The organism is Chryseobacterium sp. GP-SGM7 (assembly GCF_049166575.1).
Classification (GTDB): Bacteria; Bacteroidota; Bacteroidia; order Flavobacteriales; family Weeksellaceae; genus Chryseobacterium.
In genome coordinates this window covers 50,486-74,680 of sequence record NZ_JBMHFF010000004.1, presented here as the reverse complement: position 1 = coordinate 74,680, position 24,195 = coordinate 50,486, and the positions used below count along the sequence as shown (strand labels likewise).

Annotated in this window: 21 protein-coding genes; 19 read left to right on the top strand and 2 right to left on the bottom strand. The window is 34.4% G+C overall.

All coding sequences use genetic code 11. The features are described 5' to 3' along the window. Positions 1-131 precede the first annotated feature (131 nt). From ACOOWA_RS15190 to ACOOWA_RS15135, 12 genes are all read left to right on the top strand, one after another. Entirely contained in the window at positions 132-2,273 is a 2,142-nt protein-coding gene (locus ACOOWA_RS15190; protein ID WP_421376504.1) for a peptidylprolyl isomerase, read from the top strand. 130 nt (positions 2,274-2,403) lie between these two features. Then, positions 2,404-3,354: an MlaD family protein gene (locus ACOOWA_RS15185; protein ID WP_421376502.1), complete on the top strand. Its 951-nt coding sequence runs from the start codon at positions 2,404-2,406 to the stop codon at positions 3,352-3,354. Positions 3,355-3,364: 10 nt separating this feature from the next. Further along, the gene (locus ACOOWA_RS15180; RefSeq protein ID WP_421376500.1) at positions 3,365-4,696 is read left to right on the top strand and encodes a 4Fe-4S dicluster domain-containing protein; all 1,332 of its coding nucleotides are present in this window, start codon (positions 3,365-3,367) and stop codon (positions 4,694-4,696) included. 83 nt (positions 4,697-4,779) lie between these two features. Next, on the top strand, positions 4,780-5,565 hold the full coding sequence (locus tag ACOOWA_RS15175; protein WP_421376498.1) for a (Fe-S)-binding protein: 786 nt from the start codon (positions 4,780-4,782) through the stop codon (positions 5,563-5,565). A 113-nt stretch (positions 5,566-5,678) separates the two neighbouring features. After that, the gene (locus ACOOWA_RS15170; protein ID WP_421376497.1) at positions 5,679-6,809 is read left to right on the top strand and encodes a hypothetical protein; all 1,131 of its coding nucleotides are present in this window, start codon (positions 5,679-5,681) and stop codon (positions 6,807-6,809) included. A 23-nt stretch (positions 6,810-6,832) separates the two neighbouring features. Beyond that, positions 6,833-7,321 (top strand): hypothetical protein, encoded by a 489-nt coding sequence (locus ACOOWA_RS15165; protein WP_421376495.1) that lies wholly within the window; start codon positions 6,833-6,835, stop codon positions 7,319-7,321. A 5-nt stretch (positions 7,322-7,326) separates the two neighbouring features. After that, positions 7,327-8,448 carry a glycosyltransferase gene (locus ACOOWA_RS15160; protein ID WP_421376494.1) on the top strand — a complete coding sequence of 374 codons (1,122 nt, stop codon included), beginning with the start codon at positions 7,327-7,329 and terminating at the stop codon, positions 8,446-8,448. Beyond that, positions 8,445-9,677 (top strand): oligosaccharide flippase family protein, encoded by a 1,233-nt coding sequence (locus tag ACOOWA_RS15155; protein ID WP_421376492.1) that lies wholly within the window; start codon positions 8,445-8,447, stop codon positions 9,675-9,677. The genes ACOOWA_RS15160 and ACOOWA_RS15155 overlap by 4 nt, the downstream gene beginning before the upstream one ends. A gap of 3 nt (positions 9,678-9,680) precedes the next feature. Beyond that, complete coding sequence (gene asnB / locus ACOOWA_RS15150; protein WP_421376490.1) at positions 9,681-11,582, top strand: asparagine synthase (glutamine-hydrolyzing); 1,902 nt, start codon at positions 9,681-9,683, stop codon at positions 11,580-11,582. Positions 11,583-11,617: 35 nt separating this feature from the next. Then, the gene (locus tag ACOOWA_RS15145) at positions 11,618-12,124 is read left to right on the top strand and encodes a hypothetical protein (protein ID WP_421376488.1); all 507 of its coding nucleotides are present in this window, start codon (positions 11,618-11,620) and stop codon (positions 12,122-12,124) included. An 81-nt stretch (positions 12,125-12,205) separates the two neighbouring features. Then, positions 12,206-13,474: a serine--tRNA ligase gene (gene serS / locus ACOOWA_RS15140; RefSeq protein ID WP_421376487.1), complete on the top strand. Its 1,269-nt coding sequence runs from the start codon at positions 12,206-12,208 to the stop codon at positions 13,472-13,474. A gap of 494 nt (positions 13,475-13,968) precedes the next feature. Further along, positions 13,969-14,583 carry a transposase gene (locus ACOOWA_RS15135; protein ID WP_421376486.1) on the top strand — a complete coding sequence of 205 codons (615 nt, stop codon included), beginning with the start codon at positions 13,969-13,971 and terminating at the stop codon, positions 14,581-14,583. Between the two features lie 296 nt (positions 14,584-14,879). Here the strand turns inward: ACOOWA_RS15135 and ACOOWA_RS15130 are convergent, their stop codons facing one another. Continuing rightward, positions 14,880-15,473 (bottom strand): hypothetical protein, encoded by a 594-nt coding sequence (locus ACOOWA_RS15130; protein ID WP_421376484.1) that lies wholly within the window; start codon positions 15,471-15,473, stop codon positions 14,880-14,882. 89 nt (positions 15,474-15,562) lie between these two features. Continuing rightward, complete coding sequence (locus ACOOWA_RS15125) at positions 15,563-16,855, bottom strand: phenylacetate--CoA ligase family protein (RefSeq protein ID WP_421376947.1); 1,293 nt, start codon at positions 16,853-16,855, stop codon at positions 15,563-15,565. Between the two features lie 326 nt (positions 16,856-17,181). Here ACOOWA_RS15125 and ileS point away from each other — a divergent pair, with 326 nt between their 5' ends. The 7 genes from ileS to trpS all read left to right on the top strand — a co-directional run bounded on the left by ileS (position 17,182) and on the right by trpS (position 24,179). Next, positions 17,182-20,571, top strand: a complete 3,390-nt coding sequence (gene ileS, locus ACOOWA_RS15120) for an isoleucine--tRNA ligase (protein WP_421376482.1) — start codon at positions 17,182-17,184, stop codon at positions 20,569-20,571. Positions 20,572-20,628: 57 nt separating this feature from the next. Continuing rightward, positions 20,629-21,009: a TraR/DksA family transcriptional regulator gene (locus tag ACOOWA_RS15115; protein WP_421376480.1), complete on the top strand. Its 381-nt coding sequence runs from the start codon at positions 20,629-20,631 to the stop codon at positions 21,007-21,009. 87 nt (positions 21,010-21,096) lie between these two features. Continuing rightward, positions 21,097-21,342: a DUF6576 domain-containing protein gene (locus ACOOWA_RS15110; RefSeq protein ID WP_421376479.1), complete on the top strand. Its 246-nt coding sequence runs from the start codon at positions 21,097-21,099 to the stop codon at positions 21,340-21,342. A 62-nt stretch (positions 21,343-21,404) separates the two neighbouring features. After that, positions 21,405-21,599, top strand: coding sequence for a DUF2683 family protein (locus ACOOWA_RS15105; protein WP_421376477.1), 195 nt, complete (start codon positions 21,405-21,407; stop codon positions 21,597-21,599). After that, on the top strand, positions 21,599-22,237 hold the full coding sequence (locus ACOOWA_RS15100) for a lipoprotein signal peptidase (RefSeq protein WP_421376475.1): 639 nt from the start codon (positions 21,599-21,601) through the stop codon (positions 22,235-22,237). Before ACOOWA_RS15105 ends, ACOOWA_RS15100 begins: the two co-directional genes overlap by 1 nt. 125 nt (positions 22,238-22,362) lie before the next feature. Continuing rightward, a complete protein-coding gene (locus ACOOWA_RS15095) occupies positions 22,363-23,007 on the top strand; it encodes a SanA/YdcF family protein (protein WP_421376473.1) in 645 nt (214 codons plus the stop codon). Positions 23,008-23,210: 203 nt separating this feature from the next. Next, positions 23,211-24,179: a tryptophan--tRNA ligase gene (trpS, locus tag ACOOWA_RS15090; RefSeq protein WP_421376471.1), complete on the top strand. Its 969-nt coding sequence runs from the start codon at positions 23,211-23,213 to the stop codon at positions 24,177-24,179. Positions 24,180-24,195 lie beyond the last annotated feature (16 nt).

Genomic DNA, 24,195 nt, shown 5'->3' with positions numbered 1-24,195 from the left:
GCTAAGAAATATGGTCAAAATTTCCATTTTAAGAGTATTTGAATTTTAAAAATTAAAAACACGACTTATATTTCTGTAATTTCTTAAAAATGTGTATTTTCGCACACTGATATAAAAACTATATTTATAAAATGGCAATTTTAGGACAGATTAGAAGTAAACCTTGGCTATTGATGGGAGTTATCGCATTGGCACTTTTGGCTTTTTTGGTAAATCCTGACAGTATTGATAAGGTTTTCGGAAAAAACCCTGATGTTTTAGGAAAAGTAAATGGTGAGAAAATTACCCGTGAAGAGTATAACGATCAGCTTTTCGTACTGCAGCAGCAAGCTGAGCAACAACAGCAACCAAAAACAGGACTTGAAGAGCAGGCTTGGCAATTGCTTGTACAATCAAAATTGGTAAAGCAGCAATTTGAAAAAATGGGCTTCGAAATGACAGATGATTTGTTCTGGAATCAAATTCAGTACGATCAGATGTTCGCTCAAAACCAGCAGTTGTTTGACGAAAAAGGAAATTTCAAACTTCAGGAATTGAAAAAAGAAGTTGAAACTTTACAAAATACAAACCCTGAAGCGTACAGCCAATGGTTGAAAACAAAAAAAACCATTGAGTACAGAATTATGGCAAGACAGGTTTTTGCTAATATTTCTACAGGTATTACAACAGGTAAAAAAGAGGCTGAAGAATTAATGAAAGAAAGAGATCAGCTTGCTGATATCGATTTCGTGAAAGTAGATTATGCTTCTTACCTTCAGAAAAATAAGATCAAAGTTTCGACTGAAGATTTAAAAAAATATATTGATCAACATCCTGTACAATTCAAAACTGAACCAAGCAGAAACTTAGGAATTGCATTTTTCCCTTCACTGCCAAGTGCTGCTGACGAAGCTGCAGTACAGAAAGATATTACAAAAATCTTTTCAGGAGGTACTGATGCAAGTGATGGAAAGGAAAACTTTCAGAATACTACAAATGACTCTATGTTTGTAATGGCAAATTCAGATATGCCTTACAATAATGCATACGTTCAGGCCAACCAACTGCCTCAAGGTCTGAAAGGTAAAATTGAAACTGCTGCAATTGGGCAGGTTTTCGGTCCTTACAAAGAACAGAATCTTTATGTACTTTCTAAATTAATCGACAAAAAACCTTCTGATTCTACATTGTCAAATCACATCTTAATTTCTTATAAAGGTGCTGAAAGATCTACAGCAACAAGATCAAAAGAAGAGGCTAAAAAAATTGCCGACAGTTTAATGGCTGTAATTAAAGCTAATCCTGCAAAATTTGCTGAAGGTCTTAAACTTTCTGACGAACCTGGTGCTGCTGAAAGAAATGGAAGTGTGGGTTGGACTACTCCGCAAAGTCAGTTTGCTCCGGGATACTTAGCATTTTTGGCTAATAATCCTAAAGGAACAACTGGTTTAGCCGAAACAAACTTTGGTTACCATATTATCAATATTGAAGATAAAAAATCGGGAGCAATGGGCTATAAAATTGCTCACATCGTGAAAACAATAAAACCTTCTGAAGCTACCGAAGCTGATGTTGATAAAAAGGCAAGAAGATTTATCCAGCAGATTCAGGGGAAATCTTTCAACGATTTTGTAAATATTGCTAAAAAATCAAACTACCAATATTCTAATGCCAAAACTGCAAAAAGATTTGACGGGCAGTTGCAAGGTTTAGGAACTGATAAAGACGGAGAAATTATTGCATGGGCTTTTGATAAGAAAAGAGAAAAAGGCGATACAGAATTCTTCACCGTGGAAGGTACAGGTGATAAAATTGTTGTTTATCTAAACGGAAAACAAGAAAAAGGCCTTGCTGATCCTGAATCTGTAAGAGAGCAAATTGAAACAGTGGTTCAGAATAAAATGGCTGCAAAACAGATTGCAGAGAAAATCGGAAAAGCAGGAAGTTTAGATCAGGTTGCTAAAACTTTTGCAACAACAAAACAGTCTGCACAGGTTAATATGCTTAATCCTTCTGTAGCCGGAGCAATGGAACCTAAAGTTGCCGGTGCTGCATTTGGTATTGCAAAAGGAAAAACTTCAAACCCAATTGAAGGTGGAACCGGAGTTTATGTAATCGTTAAGAAAAACGAAACAGTAAACAAGCAACCAGGTGATGCAAAACAGTTTACAGAATCTGTTACTCAGAGAAACCAAGGAATGTTTGGTCAGTCTTGGTTGAAGAGTCTACAAGATAATGCAGATATCGATGACTATAGAATCGAAATCTGGAGTAAGATTGGAAACCAACAATAAGAATCTGATTTTAAAAATATAAGAGCGCCAAAATTATTTTGGCGTTTTTTTTGTATTTAACGCAGAGGAATAAAGAGATGCATTAATTTTAAATGTATTATATTTGCTAACATTAGAAAAAATTTAACAAGTGAAATTCAGTAAAGAATTAAAAGCTGGTTTGATCTCGCTTTTGGCCATTATCGGCTTCGTGATTTTATTTCAGTTTATGAAAGGCAGAAGCCTTTTTACTACCGACAATATATTTTACGCAAAATATGATAACGTAGAAGGTTTAACGCAATCTTCTCCGGTTTCTATCAATGGTTTGAAAGTAGGACAGGTTGATAAAATCATTCCTAAGACTGCTAAAGATGGAAAACTAAATTTTATCGTAAAGATTACCGTAGATAACAAGTTTGAATTTTCAAAAAATTCAAACCTTGAGATTTTCGAACCTAGCTTGATGGGCGGTAAAGAAATGAGAGTTAATCTTTTCTACGGTGGTCCTATCGCAAAAGACGGAGACACTCTGCAAGGTGCTTTCAAATTGGGAATGATGAACAGTCTTTCTTCACAGGTTGGTCCCGTAAAAGATCAGCTGCAAACTGTTTTACACAGAGTAGATTCTTTGATGGCCAATGCCAATCAGGTGATGAATGCTCAAAACAGAGAAGAAATCAAAGTTTTGCTTCATAACCTTAATAAAACCGTTGGAGCATTAGAAACTACAGCAGGAAGCGTGAACAGATTGGTGGGAAACAACGATCCAAAACTTCAGAAAGTTCTTGATGAAGCAAGTCTCACCATGAAAAGTGGTAAAGTTACGTTAGATAAATACGGAAATCTTGCGGAAAGTATCGATACAAAACAATTGAATCAAACAATTGCAAATTTAGACCAGACAGTTGGAAAATTGAATAATGTAGTTTCCGGAATTGATAAAGGCGAAGGAAGTTTAGGTAAAATCATGAAAGACGATCAGTTATATAACAATCTGAATTCTGCTTCTACAAACCTAAATTCTCTTATTGAAGATATGAAAGCCAATCCTAAGAGATACATCAATTTCTCAGTTTTCGGTAAGAACAGTAAAGACTAATAACTACTTTATGCAGTATCTTGATAATGTATTATTCCTGATTTTATTGATTGCAGGATTCGGATTATTTGGAAAAAGTCTTCTGAAAATCTACAGAAACATCAGATTAGGAAGAGAAATCAACAGAAGTGACAGAAAAGGAGAGCGATGGGAGACTATGGCTCGTGTTGCAATGGGACAAAGCAGAATGACAGCAAGACCAATTGCCGGAGTTCTCCACCTTTTCGTGTATGTTGGTTTTGTCATCATTAACATTGAATTAATCGAAATTATTGTTGACGGTATCTTTGGAACTCACCGTTTCTTATCAACAGTTTTCGGACATACTTTTTACAATTTTTTCACGGCAACTTTAGAAGTTTTAGCGCTTTTAGTAATTATCGGAGTTGTGCTTTTCTTTATCCGCAGAAATTTCTATGGCGTGAAAAGATTGACGATGAAAGAGCTTTTCGGATGGCCGAAAAATGATGCAAATTGGATTTTGATTATCGAATTTGCTTTAATGGTTGCTTTTTTCACAATGAATTCTTCAGATTTCATTTTACAGCAACGAGGAATTTTGGCAGCACACGGAAGTTTTCCAATCAGTCAGATAACTTTAGTTCCGTTTTTAGAGATTTTCAGTTTTGATAATATCTTTTTAGAAATTGTTGAAAGAGGAGCTTGGTGGTTTCACTTTGTTGGAATCCTGTTCTTCATGAATTATCTTTATTATTCTAAGCATTTACATATTATTCTTGCTTTTCCGAGTACTTGGTACGCCAACCTTGATTTGTACGGGAAATTCAATAATCTTGAATCGGTTACCAAAGAAATCAAGTTAATGATGGATCCGAATGCAGATCCTTACGCTGCTCCGGCGGAAGGCGCAGAAGAAGCTCCTTCAAAATTTGGTGCAGAAGATGTTTTTGATTTGAATCAGGTTCAATTACTGAATGCATATTCTTGTACAGAATGTGGAAGATGTACTTCGGTTTGTCCGGCAAATATTACGGGTAAAAAATTGTCTCCGAGATTGATTTTAATGAAAACCAGAGACCGTTTGGAAGAAGTCGGAAGAAATATCGACAAAAACGGAAAGTTTGAGGACGATGGTAAAAAATTACTGAACGACTATATTACCAAAGAAGAACTTTGGGCTTGTACTACTTGTAATGCTTGTACGCAGGCTTGTCCGGTACTTTTAGATCCGCTATCCATTATTTTCGAGATGAGAAGATTTTTGGTAATGGAACAATCTGCAGCGCCACAGGAATTAAACCTGATGATGACGAATGTAGAAAACAACGCCGCACCTTGGCAATACAATCAGGCGGATCGTCTGAATTGGGCAAATGATTAATTAATCTAACAATGTAAAAATGTAGCAATGTAACAATCATTAATAAACTGTTATATTGTTCTATTGATAAATTTGAAACGGATATGGATTTCAATATAAAAACAATGGCGGAATACGCAATGGAAGGCAAATCTCCGGAAGTTCTTTTCTGGGTAGGATGTGCCGGAAGTTTCGACGACAGAGCCAAAAAAATAACCAAAGCTTTCTGCAAAATTTTAAATAAAATCGGAGTTGAATTTGCTGTTCTCGGTCAGGAAGAAAGCTGCACCGGTGATCCCGCAAAACGTGCAGGAAACGAATTTGTATTTCAGATGATGGCAATGACGAACATTGAAGTTCTGAATGCTTATGAAGTGAAAAAAATCGTAACGGCTTGTCCGCACTGTTTTAATACTTTAAAAAATGAATACCCTAATCTGGGTGGAAATTATGAAGTGATTCATCATACTCAATTCTTAAGACAATTGATGAATGAGGGCAGACTGAAAATTGAAGGCGGAACTTTCAAAGGCAGAAGAATTACTTTCCACGATCCTTGTTATTTAGGAAGAGCAAATGGAGAGTACGAAGCTCCGAGAGAGCTTTTAGAAAAATTGGATGCTGAACTAATTGAAATGAAGCGTTGCAAGACGAATGGTCTTTGTTGTGGTGCGGGTGGAGCACAAATGTTTAAAGAACCTGAAAAAGGGAAGAAGGACATCAACATTGAAAGAACTGAAGAAGCATTGTCATTCGAGCCGAAAGTGATTGCAACGGGTTGCCCGTTCTGTAATACCATGTTAACAGACGGAGTGAAGCATTTCAATAAAAATAATGAAGTGGAAGTAAAAGATATTGTAGAACTTTTGGCAGAAGCTGAAGATTTATAAATGTTTTTCTGAAAGGATAAATCTTGTGTGTATGAAATCACCATGATTTGGAAACGCAAATAATGATAGAGAACCACGATTGCATATGTCCTTTAAATAACTAAAACCTACATATGAAATTAAAATGGGGTTTATCCTTTCTTTTCTTCATCATTGGATTAAGTTTTCTTACTTATTCCTGTTACCAAAACAGAGTTTACGATTGGGATTTGCCGGGTTATTTAGGCAGTATCTATTCCTGGGACTTTCCGGATAATCCTCAAAAAGTACATGAGCTTACTTATTCAAGTATGAAAAGTGAAGCTCCTGTAAAAAGCTATAACGATATTGTAGGTCTTAATTTACCCAACAAAGTATTCGAAAAAAATTCCAGTGCATTTTCTGAACAAATTCCTTACTATAAAATAAAAGTGGGCTTTAATGCTGCAGTTTATGTTTTTTATAAATGCGGTTTTTCAGCACCTACATCTGTGTTGCTAGTCAATATTATTGCTTATTTTGTTTCCGGGATTCTTCTGTTTTTCTTTCTTAAGTATATTTTTCGGGATAATTATTTTATAGCTCCGATTCTTTCACTCTTCGTTATGGGGATTCCTGCGATGCGGGGAATGGCTGAAAATCCGACACCCGATATGTTTTTGCTGGTATTTATGATGCTTTTTCTAATAAGTGTCCTTCAAAAAAGAAGTGTCTTACTACAATTTGTGCTTTTATTGAGCTGTGTATTAATTCGGCCGGATTACATTTTATTTGCATTGACTTTTTTGTTTGTTCGCTTTATTTATGAATATTTAAAAAAATCGAAAAAAATTAATTATTATCTTGTTGTGCAAGGTTTTTTACTTGTTACAATTTATATTTTCATCTTAAAAATGTATCATTATCCGGGTTGGAAGGATGTTTTTTATGACAGTTTTATTTCCAGACGAGTTGTTATTTCAGCTGAAAAAGCAGATTTCACATTTAAGCAATATTGGGATATTCTGATTTTTAAATTAATAAATTTTAAAAGAATAACACTTATTTCCTCCGTTTTGGTTTTCTTGATTTTTTATTTTTCAAAAGGCTTATGGATGAGAACTTTGGCGGTTTTATTTTTTGTCAATATTTACATAAAATTTATTTTCTTTCCGGATGGCGGAACTTTAAGATTTTTTTTAGGATTTGTAATTTTACTTTTTATGGTTCTTCTTTACGTTTTAAGCAAAAAATATGATGGTTTTAAACTCAGGAAAATTGCGTAATTTTATACTTTAATTTATGCAAAATGAAAATTGAAGAATCTAATATTGTTGAAGCAAACGATTACAGAGTTATCATATATCCAGCCTCAAGACCTTTCACTACCAAAGAAGCCAAAGTAATTACCGAAAAATTATACGACTTTTTAGCAGGTTGGGCAGCGCACGGAAAACCTCTTTCCTCATCATTTAAAATCGAAAAAAATCATTTTATCATTATCTGTGTAGATGAAGAGAAAGAAATGGCTTCAGGATGCAGCATTGATGCTTTAGGCAAAATAATGAGAGAAATTGATGCCGAATATCAATTGGGATTATTCGACAGAATGAAAGCCAGTTTTGTAGAAAACGGTGAAGTAAAAACACTGAAATTAATTGATTTCAAAAATAAAATCAGAAGCGGAGAATTATCAAAAGACATTGAGGTTTTCGACTTTTCTAAAAATACCTATCTTGAGTTTTTAGGGAATTTCCTTTTACCATTTAACAAAAGCTGGGCGGTTACTATAAAATAATATTTTTGAAAATACTGTTTATCTCTTCATGGTTTCCCAATAAGGTAGAACCTACAAACGGAAATTTTGTACAACGTCATGCCGAAGCTGCCGCGCTTTTAAATGATGTTGAAATATTGCATTCCATCGGAGATTTCCACCAGAAAGAAAAATTCAGAGTAGAAGAAAATATTGTTAATGGAATCAGAACCTTAATTGTATATTATAAAAATTCAAAAAATCCGGTTCAGAATTTTTACCGTCGTATGAAATCTTATCAGATAGGATTTTTAAAAATGAAGAAACCTGATGTGGTTCATGCGAACGTGATGCATAATTCAATGCTTTTTGCAGTATATCTGAAGAAAAAATATAATATTCCGTATGTGATTACTGAACACTGGACTGCTTTTCAGGAAAACGCCTTAGATTCTCTGGGTTTTACTGGAAATTATATTGCGAAAATTATTGGAAATAATGCTTCAAAAATTTTGCCTGTCTGTAAACGATTGGAAAGAGGAATTAGAAACAACGGCGTAAAAACTCCCATGGAGATTATTCCAAACGTTGTTGATACCGATGTTTTTAAGATCAGGAATGATGAAGGAAAAAGAGGTAAATTTCTCCATATTTCAAGCCTCACTTACATGAAAAATATTCCGGCTATTTTGGATGTTTTTCTTAAACTGCACAAAAACGGATATGAATTTGAACTTTCGATTGGCGGTGATGGAGACACAAAACCGATCGCTGATTTTATCACTGAAAACAATTTAAGCAAAAAAATAAATTATTTCTCCACGCTTTCACATCGTGAAGTTGCCGATAAAATGAGGGATCACGATGCATTTGTTTTATTCAGCAGGTATGAAAATCAGCCTTGTGTTATCAGTGAATCGATGAGTGCGGGATTATTCGTTTTCAGTTCTGATGTTGGTGGAATTTCAGAGTTTTTTCCGGATCAATTTGGAGTTTTAATTCAAAAAGATGATTCTGAAAGTCTTTATAAAGCCATAGAAAATTATTTACAATATAAAACTGAAGCAGCTTCCACTCAAGAAATGCATAATTATGCTGAAAGAAATTTTGGTAAAAAAGCGATTTCAGAAAAATTTGATAAAAACTATCGTCAGATTCTGCAATCATGAAAGCTTTTATCCACGATTTTATAGCAAAAAAAGGAATTTGGGTAGGTTCATCGCTTCTCATATCAAGGCTTTCTGCTTTTTTGCTTACTATTTTTGTGGCAAGAATTTTAACGAAAGAAGATTTTGGAGCCGTCACTTTTGGATTAAACTTTCTGACGATTTTTCTTGCTTTTTCTGGCTTTGGAGCTTCACAGGGAGTTTTAAGATTTGGATCTGTCATAAAAGATCAAGAACATAAAAGAAACTTATTCAGATATGCTTTTTCTTACGGCTTGATTTATAATTGCGTTCTTACTCTAATCATGCTTTTAGCGGCAATATTTTTATATTGGAATGAAATTCCGAAAATCGAAATCATTGCGCTTTTCAGCATTCGTTTTTTGGGAATGTATCTTGTAGAGCAGAAAAAAGCAGAATACAGAGCTCAGCATGACAATCAGTCTTTCGCCAGACTGGATATTTTTCTGTCAGTTTCTGCTTTGGTTTTAGGAATTGCGATGACTTATTTTTTAGGAATGAAAGGTTTTATGGCAAGTTTATGTATTGCTCCGTTCTTCCTTTTTTTTTATAATTTTAAATTAAATTTTTCCTTAAAAAAGTTTCATTTCGAAGATTTTACAACAAAAGAATTCTGGCGGTTTTCATGGACAACGGCTTTAACAACACAAATTGGCGAGCTTGTTTTTATTTTAGATATATTTTTTATCGGATTGCTAATGAATGATCATGACGTGGCAAACTATAAAGTGAGTTCAATGATTCCGATGAACATTTTGGTTCTCGGTTTCATATTTATGCAGACCGAATATCCGAAACTTTGTCAGCATCACAGAGACAAAAAGTATCAATATCATTTCATTTTCAATTACTGGAAGCTTTTTGCAGTCTTGAGTATTTTCATTTTAGGAATTGGTTTTTTCTTTGAAAACGAAATTCTGGCAATCTTTGGTTCACAATATAAAGACATTGGAATATACAGGATACTTTTATTAGGAGCTGTTGCATCACTTTTATTCAGAGTTTTGTTTGTCTATATGCTTGCTTCGATCGGAAAACCGATTTGGAATCTGGTGATTTCGATTTTTATGCTGGTTCTCACATCTTTAAGTTTATATTTCATCATTCCTCAATACGGTTTACTGGGCGTTTCATATGTCACTTTGGGTTGTCTCAGTTTATCAGGTATTTTACCAATGTTTGCGTATTTTTACGAATCTAAAAAACTTTAAGATATGTGCGGAATATGCGGTTATTATTCATTTAAGAAAGAAATTTCTTCTAAAAATATATTAGAGATGAATAATGCCATCCGTCACCGTGGTCCGGATGATGAAGGTTTCTGGATTTCTGATGGTTTTTATGGGAAATCATTTTCAGGAAATGATTCTACGCAGAAAATTAAAGGAACTTTCCCTCTTTTAAATGAAGCTTCTTCAAAAATTGCTTTAGGTTTTCGTAGACTTTCGATTTTAGATTTGTCGGAAAAAGGCCATCAACCGATGCTTTCAGAGGATGAAAAAATTACCATTACGTTCAACGGTGAGATTTATAATTTTAAAAAAATCAGAAAACAACTTGAAGACTTAACTTATGAGTTTACAAGCCATTCAGACACCGAAGTTATTCTGAAATCTTACGAAGAGTGGGGAACGGAAATGTTTTCTAAATTCGATGGGATGTTTGCGATTGCCTTGGTTGATTTAAACGAACAGAAACTTATTTTAGGTAGAGATCGAGTTGGTTTAAAACCTTTATTTTATTTTAAAAATAACGATGTTTTGGTTTGGGCTTCAGAAATAAAATCTATTCTGAAAAATCAATTCATCAAGTCGGAAATCAACTGGAATGGAGTTTATACCAATTTTCTTTTTCAGACAACCTTAGCTCCGGAAACGTGTTTTCAGAATATCTATTCATTAGAGCCGGCTTCTTTTTTAAGTTTAGATTTGCATCATTTAGAAATATCCAAAGAAATTTATTGGAATTTTCCGTCTGATAAAAATGAAAACATTACAGAAACTGAAGCAGTTGAAAAAGTCGATCAATTGCTTTCCGAAAGCGTAAAAGAACAGCTTTTTGCCGACGTTCCTGTTACAAGTATGATGAGCGGCGGAATCGATTCTACATTGATTACTGCGAAATCCAAACCATTTAAAGGTGATATTAATGCATTCACCATCTCGTATCAGTTTTCTGAAAGTGAAGTTGAAAATGCTTCGTTATTAGCTGATAAAATTGATATTGAACATCACGTAAAGAAAGTTTCTGATGATGAAATTTTGGATCAATTAAAAGAAAATATTCAGCATTTTGAAGAACCTTACAGCAGTCTGGAAGTATTGATAAATGCAGCAGAATATGCAAAGAACCTTGGTTTCAAAGTTGTTTTAAGCGGAAACGGAGCTGATGAACTTTTTGCAGGGTATTCTCATTCTTTAAAGCTGAACAAATGGCTATCAATGAGAAATTTCAATTTTATCCGTCATTTAATTTTTACCAATAATGATTTTTCAAGAAAAGTGAAAAACTATTTTTCTCAGGACGATATGATGGATTTTTTCAGGCAAAGCCAGGTTGGAATGAAACCTGTTGAAGCTAAATCTATTTTTACTAAAAATATTCTTAATTCAATTCGAACCAATTTAAGCGACAAGAAATTATCTGAAAGCAAAGATTATCAAGGACTTTTTGAATATGATATAAAATATTCTCTCTCTTCGCATCACGTTTTCAGAGATGATTTGAGTGCGATGAAGTATGGCGTTGAATTCCGTTATCCTTATCTGAGCAATGATCTGATCGATTATGTTTCTTCATTACCTGAAAAATTGCGGTATAATGGAATTCAGAATAAGCCATTGTTAAGAAAAGTTGCTGAAAAGTATCTGCCGCCAGAAATTTTAAAAATGCCGAAGCGTGGATTTTCTTTTCCGTTATCACATTTTATTAAAACCGAACCGAAAGTCAGAGCTTTTATCGTTGAGCATTTAAACAGCCTGAAAAACAGAAATTTTTTCAATGCTGAAGTAATTGATCTGTGGTGGAGCAATCAAAAAAATGAGTATGATTGTGTGAAAATCTGGCAATTGGTGACTTTTGAACTTTGGTATCAGAAATATTTTGAGAATGAATAAACTTTTTTTTTCATTAATATTTTATCTTTGTGGTAATGAAGAAATTATTTCCATTATTAATGCTTATCGGTCTCTTGCTTCTCAGTTGTGGAAGTGATGACGATTCTTTGCAGAAAATCGATCAGCTTTTTCATCTGTACATCAAAGATTCTACAGGGAAAGATTTGCTGAATCCTACAAAAGTAGGATCTTTTACAGGCCTTTCTTTGAATGACGAATTGGCAGCCAATGATAATGCACCCGTAAATTTCAATCGTAAAATGCTTTCAGATTCTACTTATTATATGGAATATTTGGCAGGAGCAACCAGACAGTTTGTTGAAGATTCTCCCGATGGAAGCAAAATATATAAATCCGAGATCGAAGTTTCATTAACAAAAAAGCTGTCCGAAACGCAAAATGCTCCCGTAGTTTTGGATAAGCTTGAAATATTTTATCGCTCCTCACCCAATATTTTTGAAGTTTCAAGAGTACTTTACAACAGTCAATTGGTATTTTCTAAAGTTCAGGATCAGCCAAATGAGGTCACAATCATAAAATAATCTTAGATTTGCAGGAATTCTGTCGGATGACGGAAGCTGGATGATGAAATCCTAACAACAAACATCTAACACCCAACAAAAATGTTACAGGTTCAATTTTTGCGCGACAATAAGGAACGCGTTTTAGAAGGTCTTCAGAAAAGACAATTCAAGAATCTTGAGTTGGTAGACGAGGCGATCGTTACCGATGAAGAAAGAAAGAAAATTCAGTTTGAATTAGATTCGCAACTTTCCGAAATCAACAGAATTTCCAAAGAAATTGGTATTTTAATGAAAGAAGGAAAAAGAGAAGAAGCAGAATCATCCAAATCTAAAACAGCCCAGTTCAAAGAGTCGAGCGCAGAATTGAAATCTCAGTTGGAAGCAATTGAGAAAAGATTGCTGGATATTTTATATCAAATTCCAAATGTACCTTACAAACGGGTAAAAGCAGGAGTTTCTGCAGATGATAACGAAATTATTTACCAGTCTCATGATGTGGAAGGTTTAGGGGAAGGAGCAATTCCTCACTGGGAACTGGCAAAAAAATACAACCTGATCGATTTTGAATTGGGCGTGAAAATTGCCGGAGCAGGTTTTCCTGTGTATTTCGGGAAAGGAGCGAGATTGCAGAGAGCTTTGGTTCAATATTTTTTAGATAAAAATACAGATGCAGGTTACCTTGAAGTAAATCCGCCTCACGTTGTGAATGAAGCTTCAGGGTACGGAACCGGTCAGTTGCCGGATAAAGAAGGGCAGATGTATTATATTAATGCCGATGATTTATATCTGATTCCAACAGCGGAAGTTCCGGTAACGAATTTATACCGCGATGTTTTATTGGATGAAAAAGATCTTCCGATTAAAAATACTGCGTTTTCTCAGTGTTACAGAAGAGAGGCGGGAAGTTACGGTGCTCATGTAAGAGGCTTGAACCGTCTTCACCAGTTTGAAAAAGTAGAAATTGTAAGACTGGAAAAACCTGAAAATTCTTATGCTGTTTTGGAAGAAATGGTAGAGCATATCAAGAGTATTTTAGAAGACCTTGAATTGCCTTACAGAGTCTTGAGACTTTGCGGTGGCGATACAGGTTTTGCTTCTGCAATGACCTATGATTTTGAGGTTTGGAGTGCCGCTCAGGAAAAATGGCTGGAAGTAAGCTCAGTTTCAAACTTTGAAACGTTTCAGGCAAACCGATTGAAATGCCGTTACAAAGCAGACGGTAAGTCTCAGCTGGTACATACTTTAAACGGATCTGCAATGGCATTGCCAAGAATTATGGCGGCTTTGCTGGAGAATAATCAGACTTCGGAAGGCATTAAGCTTCCTAAGAAAATCGCTGAATACGCGAGATTTGAATTGATTGATTAAATTTTAATCTTATATAAATAAACCCACCGAAGTTCGGTGGGTTTTGTCATTTTGGGTTAAATAGTCAAAAATAGTTGGTAAAAATCTATGTATTGCCTATTGTTACTGATGATTTAGAAAGTTTATTGAACTTTGTTTCAATAAAATTTTTTATGGCTGAAAATTCAAAAAAATAGTTCTTGGAGTTGCAAAAGTCTGGATGTAATTTCTTAGGGAAAGCAAAACGGGAAGTGTCATTTTAAATGTAAAAACTGTGGCATTTATTTTACTTCAGAGAATAAATTTGTAAGCCTGAAAACAAAGAAATTTGGTTTAAAAAATGGATCGTCGAACAGACTTATGAGCAGATTTCAGCATAATCAGGATATTCGGTAAGTACTCTTCAGCGGTATTTTAATGTGATGCTTGGAAACGCTCCAAAGCTCTGTTACAGCCAGAACAAGGAAGTTTTTTTGCTAATAGATGACTTACTTTTCCAATAAAATCTGTTGGCGGTGTACAGAGACAATGTTTTTAAACAAACTCAGCTTTACAGAATTACTGACGGAGAGCATTACGAAGAACTGAAAGAGGATTTGGAAAACATTCTGAATTTAGGAATAAAAATTGGCGGGATAACCTGCGATGGTGACAAATCTCTACTGAAAGCCATCCGAAAAGTCTGTCCCAAAGTTTCTGTTCAGAGATGTCTGGTACATATTCAAAGGATGTGCAAAATATGGCTTTCTGCTTATTCAAAATCTGTAGCTGGTTTTGATTTGCGTGAAATTGTCTGCAAAATTCATCTTATTGATAATGAAGTTGAAAAGCAATATTGGATCAAAGAATTTTTGGATTGGTCTGAGAAGTATAAAGATTTTCTGAATGAAAAATCATACAGCCAGGAAACCGCAAGATATTGGTACACGCACAAGATAGTAAGAAGATGTTTTTCAGTCGTCAGAAAGGCTCTACCCAATATGTTTATCTTTCTGCAAAATCCTAAAATTCCCAAAACAACCAACAGCACAGAGTCTTTTTTCGGTCATCTGAAAGGTAATCTCAATATTCATCGGGGACTTACCAAAAAGTCGAAGAAAAAAGTTTATCCAATGGTATCTTTTTTATAAAAATCTAAAGTCGTAAAAGGTTTTTTAAGCCATAGAGCTCTTCCAATATTTTACAAAAAAGGATGGCAAAAGCCATCCTCTAAACTATTGTTTACAGCGTTGATTGTATTGCTGATAAACGAATGCGTTCGTAATCTTCGTAAAGCATTCGCTTTATCTCAATTATTCCTCAGCATTGCTTACTTCCTCTTCCAACCAACCGCCAAATATTACGAATTATTTTTGTGAAAAACACCAACTATTTTTGACCACATTACCAAAAATAATGTTCAGAAAAATTTCAGACCGTTTTTGTTTTATTTCAAAGCTTTTTTGACTTCCTTTCCTACTTCTTTACCTGTTTTTTCATAGGCTGCAGATATTCTACCGTATTCCATTCCGTAATCTACCTTACTTCCGGTTCCTTCAATTTTATCGCCTTTAAATGTTGCTAAAATATTTGAAGGATTTGCTGTTTCCACAATCGTAATTTCTGCAGATAACTTTCCTGGCTGTGTTATGAAGCCACTCCACCCTGCGTACATCCATGTTGGATGAATGATTAAAGTGTATTTCGCTTCAATATTTCGGGCAAATTTAATTTTCTTTGATTTATTTAAACCTTCAATAAATTTTTCTATCCAAATTGTTTCCACATGTTGTTCCCAAGTGTCAATCCAGGTTTTCCAAGATGCTTCACCTTTTTTAGCTACCGTTTCCTTGTGTCTTCTTTCTAAATATTCGGTTTGCGAAAAATTTTCAGCCTGAAATAAAGGCTCTCCATAATTAAGCTCTACATTTACTTCAGTTTGACCTTTTAAAAAGCTAAGATTTCCAGAAGTTAACGAAAGGTTTTGAGCAAAATTTGATGTCGCAATTGCTACAAACAAAAGCAGAAATATTTTTTTCATAGTTTATAAATTAAGACCACAAATATAATATTTGAAATGAAATTTAGTCTTAATTTTATGCTAATATTTCCATCTTTATAGAATAAAGTTTACCTCAAATCGATAAACGTAATTGGTTTTCTGGAATTTGGATGAAAAACGGTTTTAGATAAAATATCAAAATCTACCAATTCAATTTTCGGACTGACTCTCAATTTTGCACGAAAATGATCTCTCACTTCATTCACAAAATCATCGCTATTATTTTCTGTACTTAATTTGATAATAATTTCATCCAAGCCAATTTCGTTAGACTGAATCATGATCTGATAACATGAAATTCCGTTAAAATCGTTCAGAATATCGTTCATCGCAGGTGGATACAAAGTTGTTCCTTTATATTTAATCATCTGCTGTTTTCTGCCGATAACCGGACCTAATCTCATCGTATTTCTCCCGCATTTGCACGGTTCGTGATGCGATTTTACAATATCACCGGTTTTAAACCTAAGTAGAGGAATCGCTTCAACTCCTAAAGTTGTGATCGTTAATTCTCCGCTTTCACCATTTTTCACAGGATTTCCTTCATCATCAAGAATTTCTGTAATGATTAATTCCGGATGTTGATGCCCTCCATTTTGCAATTCACATTCTGTAAACGCCGTACTCATTTCGGTTGAAGCATAGGTTGAATATAATTGAATATTCCATTTCTCTTTAATTTTTCGTGAAAGAATATTATCTGTGAAATCCTGATTTTTAAGACTTTCCCCAATGCAAATTGCTCCAAAAACACTTGAATTTTTATAATCTAAGTTGTTTTTTTCTGCGTAATCAATCATTTTCAATAAAAATGAAGGAACCGTAATCAAATATTTTGGTTTGTATCTGAAAATAGAGTCCCATTGCAATTCCGGAATTCCGGGTCCCATCCTCACAACGCTTGCTCCCATTTTTCTGAGGCCGAGAAAATATGCCAAGCCGGCCATAAATCTTTTATCAATTGTGGTAATCATCTGCACAACATCACCTTTTTTAATTCCGGCGCAAGCAAAAGAAATGGCTTCATTGTAAGCCAGTCTCTCCAAATCTTTATCAGACAAGCCGAAAGTCACCGGATCACCTAAAGTTCCTGAAGTTGTACTGTAATCTACAATCTGATTTTGTGGAATACAAAAAAAATCGTCATTATTCTGTTGCAAATCATCTTTCTTTGTCGTCGGAATCTTTTGTAAATCTTCCAGAGTCTGAATATCAGAAATGTGAATATTATTTTCTTTAAATAATCTTTGATAAAATGGCGAATTGCTTTCAAGATATTTTAAAAGCTCTTTCAGTTTTTCTTCCTGAAAAGTTTTTATTTCCTGAATACTTGATTTTTCGATTGAAGGATAAAGTTCCAAAGGTTTATTTTTAAAAGACAAATTTATTTAATTTAAAATTAATTGTTTCCCACAGATTGAACAGATTTTCACAGATAATAATATTAAAAATTGAAATCTGTGTTATCAGTAAAATCTGCGAGAGTAAAATTAGGTTTCCAACAAAACACAAATCTTGCTTGGTAAACCTATCATAAATTCATATTTCACAATGCGCATTCTCGATTTCTTTACAAAAGCTTTCAACAACTTTTTAATAGACTGTATCAAAATAAAACATATATTATAAACCGACAAAATTCACTAAATTTGCCAACTTGATTAATCAACGAAATTGAGAAATTATAATGAGCCAATTTAAAGAATATAAAAACCTTAATCTTATCAACATCGCCGAAAATGTTTCGGAATTCTGGAAAGTAAACAATACTTTCGCAAAAAGCGTGGAAACACGTGAGGGAAAACCTGAGTTTGTATTTTACGAAGGTCCGCCTTCAGCAAACGGAATGCCCGGAATTCACCATGTTATGGCGAGAGCGTTGAAAGATATTTTCTGCCGTTACCAAACGCAAAACGGAAAACAGGTTTTCCGTAAAGCAGGTTGGGACACACACGGACTTCCTGTAGAACTTGGAGTAGAAAAAGAACTCGGAATTACTAAAGAAGATATTGGCAAAAAAATTTCGATTGAAGATTACAACAAAGCGTGTCGTGAAGCAGTAATGCGTTATACCGATGTGTGGAATCATCTCACCGAAAAAATCGGATATTGGGTAGATTTGGAAGATCCGTACATCACGTACAAATCAAAATACATGGAAACGGTTTGGTGGTTGCTAAAGCAGTTATACAGCAAAGAATTGTTGTACAAAGGGTACACCATTCAGCCTTATTCGCCAAAAGCGGGAACCGGACTTTCTTCTGCGGAATTAAATATGCCCGGAACGTATCATGATGTGACCGATACTACGATTGTTGCTCAGTTTAAAGTTAAAAAAAATTCTTCAGAATTATTCAACGATGTTGACGGTGATGTGAGTATTTTAGCGTGGACGACAACGCCATGGACTTTGCCTTCAAACACAGCTTTAGCGGTGGGAAGAGATATTGAATATTATGTAGTGAAAACTTTCAATCAATATACTTTTGAGCCAATAACTGTAGTTTTGGCGAGAGTTTTATTGGAGAAAAATTTTGGTAAAAAATATGTGGAAGGAACGGATAAAGATTTAGCCAACTACACTTCAGACAGCAAAACAATTCCTTTTAAAATTGTAAAAGAATTTACCGGAGATCAATTAGCCGGAACCCAGTACGAGCAGCTAATCCCTTGGTTTACTCCAAATGAAAACGCCGAGAAAGCATTTAGAGTTATCGTCGGAGATTTTGTTACGACAGAAGACGGTACAGGTATCGTTCACATTGCGCCTACTTTTGGTGCAGATGATGCAAGAGTTGCAAAAGAAAATGGAATTCCGCCCATGTTGATCAAAGACGAGAACGATAACTTGGTTCCGTTGGTAGATTTACAGGGTAAATTCATCAAAGGCGAAAATGTTCCGGAATTATTCTCAGGAAAATATATTAAAAACGAATATTACGACGAAGGAACTGCACCGGAAAAATCCTGGGATGTAGAATTGGCAATTTTATTGAAAACAGAAAACAAAGCTTTCAAAGTAGAGAAATACGTTCACAGCTATCCTCATTGCTGGAGAACTGATAAACCTGTTTTATATTACCCATTGGATTCCTGGTTTGTGAAAATGACCGCCGTGAAAGACAGATTGGTTCAACTGAACAAAGAAATCAACTGGAAACCAAAATCTACTGGTGAAGGCCGTTTTGCCAACTGGATTGAAAATGTAAACGACTGGAATCTTTCCCGCTCAAGATATTGGGGAATCCCTTTACCAATCTGGAGAACAGAAGATTTAAAAGAAGAAAAAATTATCGGTTCCGTAGAAGAATTATATAATGAAATCGAGAAATCTATCAAAGCTGGTTTGATGAAAGACAATCCTTTCAAAGGTTTTGAGATTGGAAATATGTCTGAAGAAAACTACTCTTTGGTAGATTTACATAAAAATATTGTTGATAAAATCGTTTTGGTTTCAGATTCAGGACAGGCGATGAACCGCGAAAGTGACCTAATCGACGTTTGGTTTGATTCTGGCTCGATGCCTTATGCGCAGTTGCATTATCCTTTTGAAAATAAAGAATTAATTGATACGCATAAAGCTTTCCCGGCAGATTTCATCGCTGAAGGAGTTGACCAGACTCGTGGTTGGTTTTACACGCTTCATGCGATCGGAACAGCAGTTTTTGACTCAGTTGCTTATAAAAATGTGATGAGTAACGGACTTGTTTTAGACAAAAACGGTCTGAAAATGTCGAAATCGAAAGGTAATGCAGTTGATCCATTTGAAACACTTGCAGATTACGGGCCGGATGCAACGCGTTGGTACATGATTTCCAATGCAAATCCTTGGGAAAACTTAAAATTCGACAAAGACGGAATTGATGAAGTAAGAAGAAAATTCTTCGGAACACTTTACAACACGTATTCTTTCTTCACTTTATATGCGAATGTTGACGGATTTAAATATTCTGAAAAAGATGTTGAAAACAGACCTGAAATCGATCGATGGATTTTATCTGAATTAAATCTTTTAATTAAAGAAGTAAAAGCATTTTACGAAGATTATGAACCTACAAGAGTTGCAAGAGCAATCAGCACTTTTGTGAATGATAATTTGAGTAACTGGTACGTAAGATTGTGCAGAAGACGTTTCTGGAAAGGAGATTATTCTGATGACAAAATCTCTGCTTATCAAACTTTATATACCTGTCTGGAAACTGTTGCAAAATTATCTGCACCAATTGCACCGTTCTTTATGGATCAGTTGTATCAGGATTTAAACAAAGTGACAGGAAAAGACAGCAATGAATCGGTACATTTAACGGATTTTCCGGTTGCTGACGAAAATTTAATCGATCAGGATCTGGTTGAAAAAACACATTTGGCGCAAAATATTACAAGTATGGTTTTCTCTCTGAGAAAGAAAGAAAATATAAAAGTGCGTCAACCGTTACAAAAAGTCTTGATTCCTGTGCTGGATGACAAAACTGAAGAGCAGATTTTAGCCGTTGCAGAATTAATTAAACAAGAAGTTAATGTTAAGGAATTGCAATTGATTAATGCTGAAGAAGCTTCTCATTTAATTATAAAACAGATCAAGCCTAACTTTAAAACTTTAGGTTCGAGACTTGGAAAAGATATGAAAGTGGTTGGTAATGAAATTACTAATTTTTCAGCAGAACAGATTTCTTCTTTAGAGAAAAACGGAAGCATCGAAATTCAGGGATATGAAATTACTGTGAACGATGTAGAAATTTCCACAAAAGATATTCCGGGCTGGACAGTGACTTCAGACGGAAAAACAACTGTGGCATTAGATTTGACACTGACAGAAGAGTTGAAATCTGAGGGGATCGCAAGAGAATTTATTAACAGAATTCAGAACATCAGAAAAGATAAAGATTTTGAATTAACAGACAGAATTAATATCTTTTTGGAAGAAAATTCACCATTTTTGGAGCAGATCAAACAAAATGAGGAATATATTTCATCTGAAGTCTTGTCAAACAAAATAGAAATTGTATCTTCACTATCAAATTTTAACGAAATCGACATTGATGAGCTAAATTTTAAAGTGAATATTGAAAAAAATTAATATAAAGGTATTGTTTTTTCAAATTCCAATTCATAATTTTATTAAAAGAAAAAAAACATGCAAGACGAAAGAGTAAGATATAACGACTCTGATTTACAAGAATTTAAAAAGATAATCAGAGAAAAAATAGATAAAGCTGAAAGAGATCTTCAGTTGATAAGAGAAAGTTTTATTAACGATCAGAATAACGGTACGGATGATACTTCACCGACTTTCAAAGCCTTTGAAGAAGGAGCAGAAACATTGAGCAAAGAGCAGAATTCTATTCTTGCAGGAAGACAGGAAAAATTTGTACGTGACCTGAAAAATGCTTTAATCAGAATTGAAAACAAAACATACGGCGTGTGCAGAGTAACAGGAAAACTGATCCCGAAAGAAAGACTTTTGGCGGTTCCGCATGCTACTTTGAGCATTGAAGCTAAAAATATGCAGAGATAATTATTTTTTATATTATTTTTGTAAATAATTAATTGGGTTTATAATTTGTTTTACGACATTTTATAAACCTAATTTTTAATTATATCTATGACTGAATTTTTAATTTTAGCCGTGATTGTAATTGCTGTTTTATGGTTTTTCAACAGAGAAAAAATAAAGCAGAGATTTTTCCCTGAAAAAGAAAAAAATTACACCATTGACGATAAATTTAATTCAGAGAAAAGAGAAAGAGAAAAGGAAATCGACCATCTTCTGAGTAAAATGGGCAAAAACGGAATCAACGATTTGTCTGCAAAAGACAGAAAAAGACTCGACGAACTTTCTAGGCATTAATTTTAAATAAATCGTTGTTAAAGCTGTATTTAGATTTAAACTTCGATTACAAACCAACTATAATGGAAGCATTAATTGTACACCCAAAAAACCAAATGGAGCTGAATGCGCTGAAAAGCGTAATGAAAGACATGGGAATTCGTTACGAAAAATTTCACACGAGAGGCGCAAAAACCCAAAATTTCGAGCCTAGAACTCCTGCAAATAAAGAAAAACCTGCAAGAAATTTCAAAGATAAACCAAAGCCGAATTTGTAATGAAGAAGATTGCAATTATCACTTTTCTTATTTTGTTGATCGATCAGGCATCAAAAATTTATATTAAAACGAATTTCAATCTTAATGACAGTATTCCAGTTTTTCCGGGATTTAAATTGACATTTGTTGAAAATCCTGGGATGGCGTATGGTTTTCATTTCGGGGGATTGCTTGGTAAATATTTTCTGGTGATCGTTCGTATTTTCCTGATTGGAGGAATGATTTACTTGTTTAATAAATGGCTTAAAAGAGGTGAATCTAATTATCTGATTATTCCAATGTCTATTATTTTTGCAGGAGCTATCGGAAATTTAATTGACGGAATGTTTTACGGATTAATTTTCGACAGCGGAATGGTCTATGACGAAAGCGTTAATCAATGGATTGGTTACGGCGGAGTTTCTAAACTGGTTTCTTTCGGTGACGGTTACTCTACTTTTATGAAAGGATGCGTGGTTGATATGCTTCATTTTCCTTTGGTAGATTGGTATGTTCCTGAAAGCTGGCCTTTGATTGGCGGAAAACATATAGAATTTTTTAAATATATTTTTAATGTTGCCGATTCAGCCATCACAGTCGGAGCTGCACTACTTTTAATTTTCAGAAAAAAAGCTTTTCCGAACGGACTTGAATTTTAAAATATTTAATACGTAGATTTTTATTATCTTTTAAGGACATATTTAATCCCATAATTTTTATCGGTTTTTGTGTTGCCAACTCATAGGGATTTCATACTTTTATAAAAACTTCAAGGTATAAATGTATGAGAAAATTTATAAAAAATACAATCAAAATTTTCCTGTTACTTTTCGTGGCAGGAATTATTTTTATTATCTGGTCAAACTTTACGATTAATAATCAGACGGAAGATTACGTCTCTTACAGTATTCCCAGATTACCTGATGAAAAAACCGGACTTCTTTTAGGAACAAGTAAAACTTTATCCGACGGTAATCCAAATGCCTATTTCTTCAACCGAATTGAAGCTGCTGTAGAATTATTCAAATCAGGAAAAATTCAAAATATCATTGTAAGCGGAGATAACTCTAAAAAAGACTACAACGAGCCTGAGGAAATGAAAAACGAACTCATTAAAGCCGGAGTTCCAGCCGATAAAATTTTTGAGGATTTTGCAGGTTTCCGAACTTTGGATTCTGTTTTAAGAGCTAAGGAAATTTTCGGACAAAATTCATACATCATTATTTCGCAAAGATTTCACAATGAAAGAGCGGTTTATCTTGCAAGAAAAAACGGAATTGAAGCTTGGGGTTACAACGCAGCAGATGTCAACAAATATGCAGGTTTAAAAACCAATGCAAGAGAAAAACTGGCAAGAGCAAAAGTCTTCTGGGATTTTATTTTTGGAGTAGAGCCGAAGTTTGGCGGGGAAAAGATTATGATACCATAATTCTCTTTCCCACAGATGACACAGATTTCCACAGATCTCATCTTACAGTTTCCAGTAATAATAGAATCTGCTCAATCGGAAAAATCTGCGTGAACTATAATTACCGCTGTAAATTTCCACAATCATCTGTGCAAATCAGTGCAATCTGTGGGAGAAATACTTAAATTTGCATTTCAATAATTTTATAAATAATTTTTAAAAAAATGTCAAGAATTCTTACCGGCATACAAGCCACCGGAACACCGCACCTTGGTAACCTTTTGGGTGCAATTATTCCTGCGATAGAGCTTTCTAAGCAGTCAGGAAACGAATCGTTTTTATTTATTGCGAATCTTCATTCGTTGACGCAGATAAAAGATGCAAAAGAACTTAAAAACAACACCTACGAGATTGCTGCGGCTTGGCTTGCTTGTGGATTAGATACCGAAAAAACATTCTTTTACAGACAGAGCGACATCCCTGAAACCTGTGAACTTTCTTGGCATTTATCATGTTTTTTTCCTTATCAGAGATTGACTTTGGCGCATTCATTTAAAGATAAAGCAGACCGCTTACAGGATGTAAATGCAGGTTTGTTTACCTATCCGATTTTGATGGCGGCAGATATTTTATTATACAGCGCAGAAATTGTTCCTGTAGGAAAAGATCAGCTTCAGCATTTGGAAATTGCCCGTGATGTTGCTTCAAGATTTAATAACCAGATGGGTGAAGTTTTAGTTTTACCTCAAGCTGAATTGCAGGAAGACACCAAATACGTTCCCGGAGTTGACGGACACAAAATGTCTAAATCACGAGGAAATATCATTAATATTTTCTTACCTGAAAAAGAATTAAAAAAGCAGGTAATGAGCATCGAAAGTGATTCTAAAACTTTAGAAGAGCCAAAAGATCCATCAACAGATAAGACATTTGCAATTTATGAATTGATTGCAACTCCTGAACAAACCGAAGCGTTGAGAGCAAAATATTTAGCAGGAAATTTCGGTTATGGTCATGCTAAAAAAGAGCTTTTAGATTTAATTTTGACAAGATTTGAAAAGGAAAGAGAATTATTTTCTTATTACATGAATAATCTTGATGAACTGGAAACAAAACTTCAGGAAGGAGCAGCTAAAACGAGAGTTGTTGCAACGGAAACGATTAAAAGAGTAAGAGAAAGTTTGGGAATTTAGTTCTTGAATTTTTTGC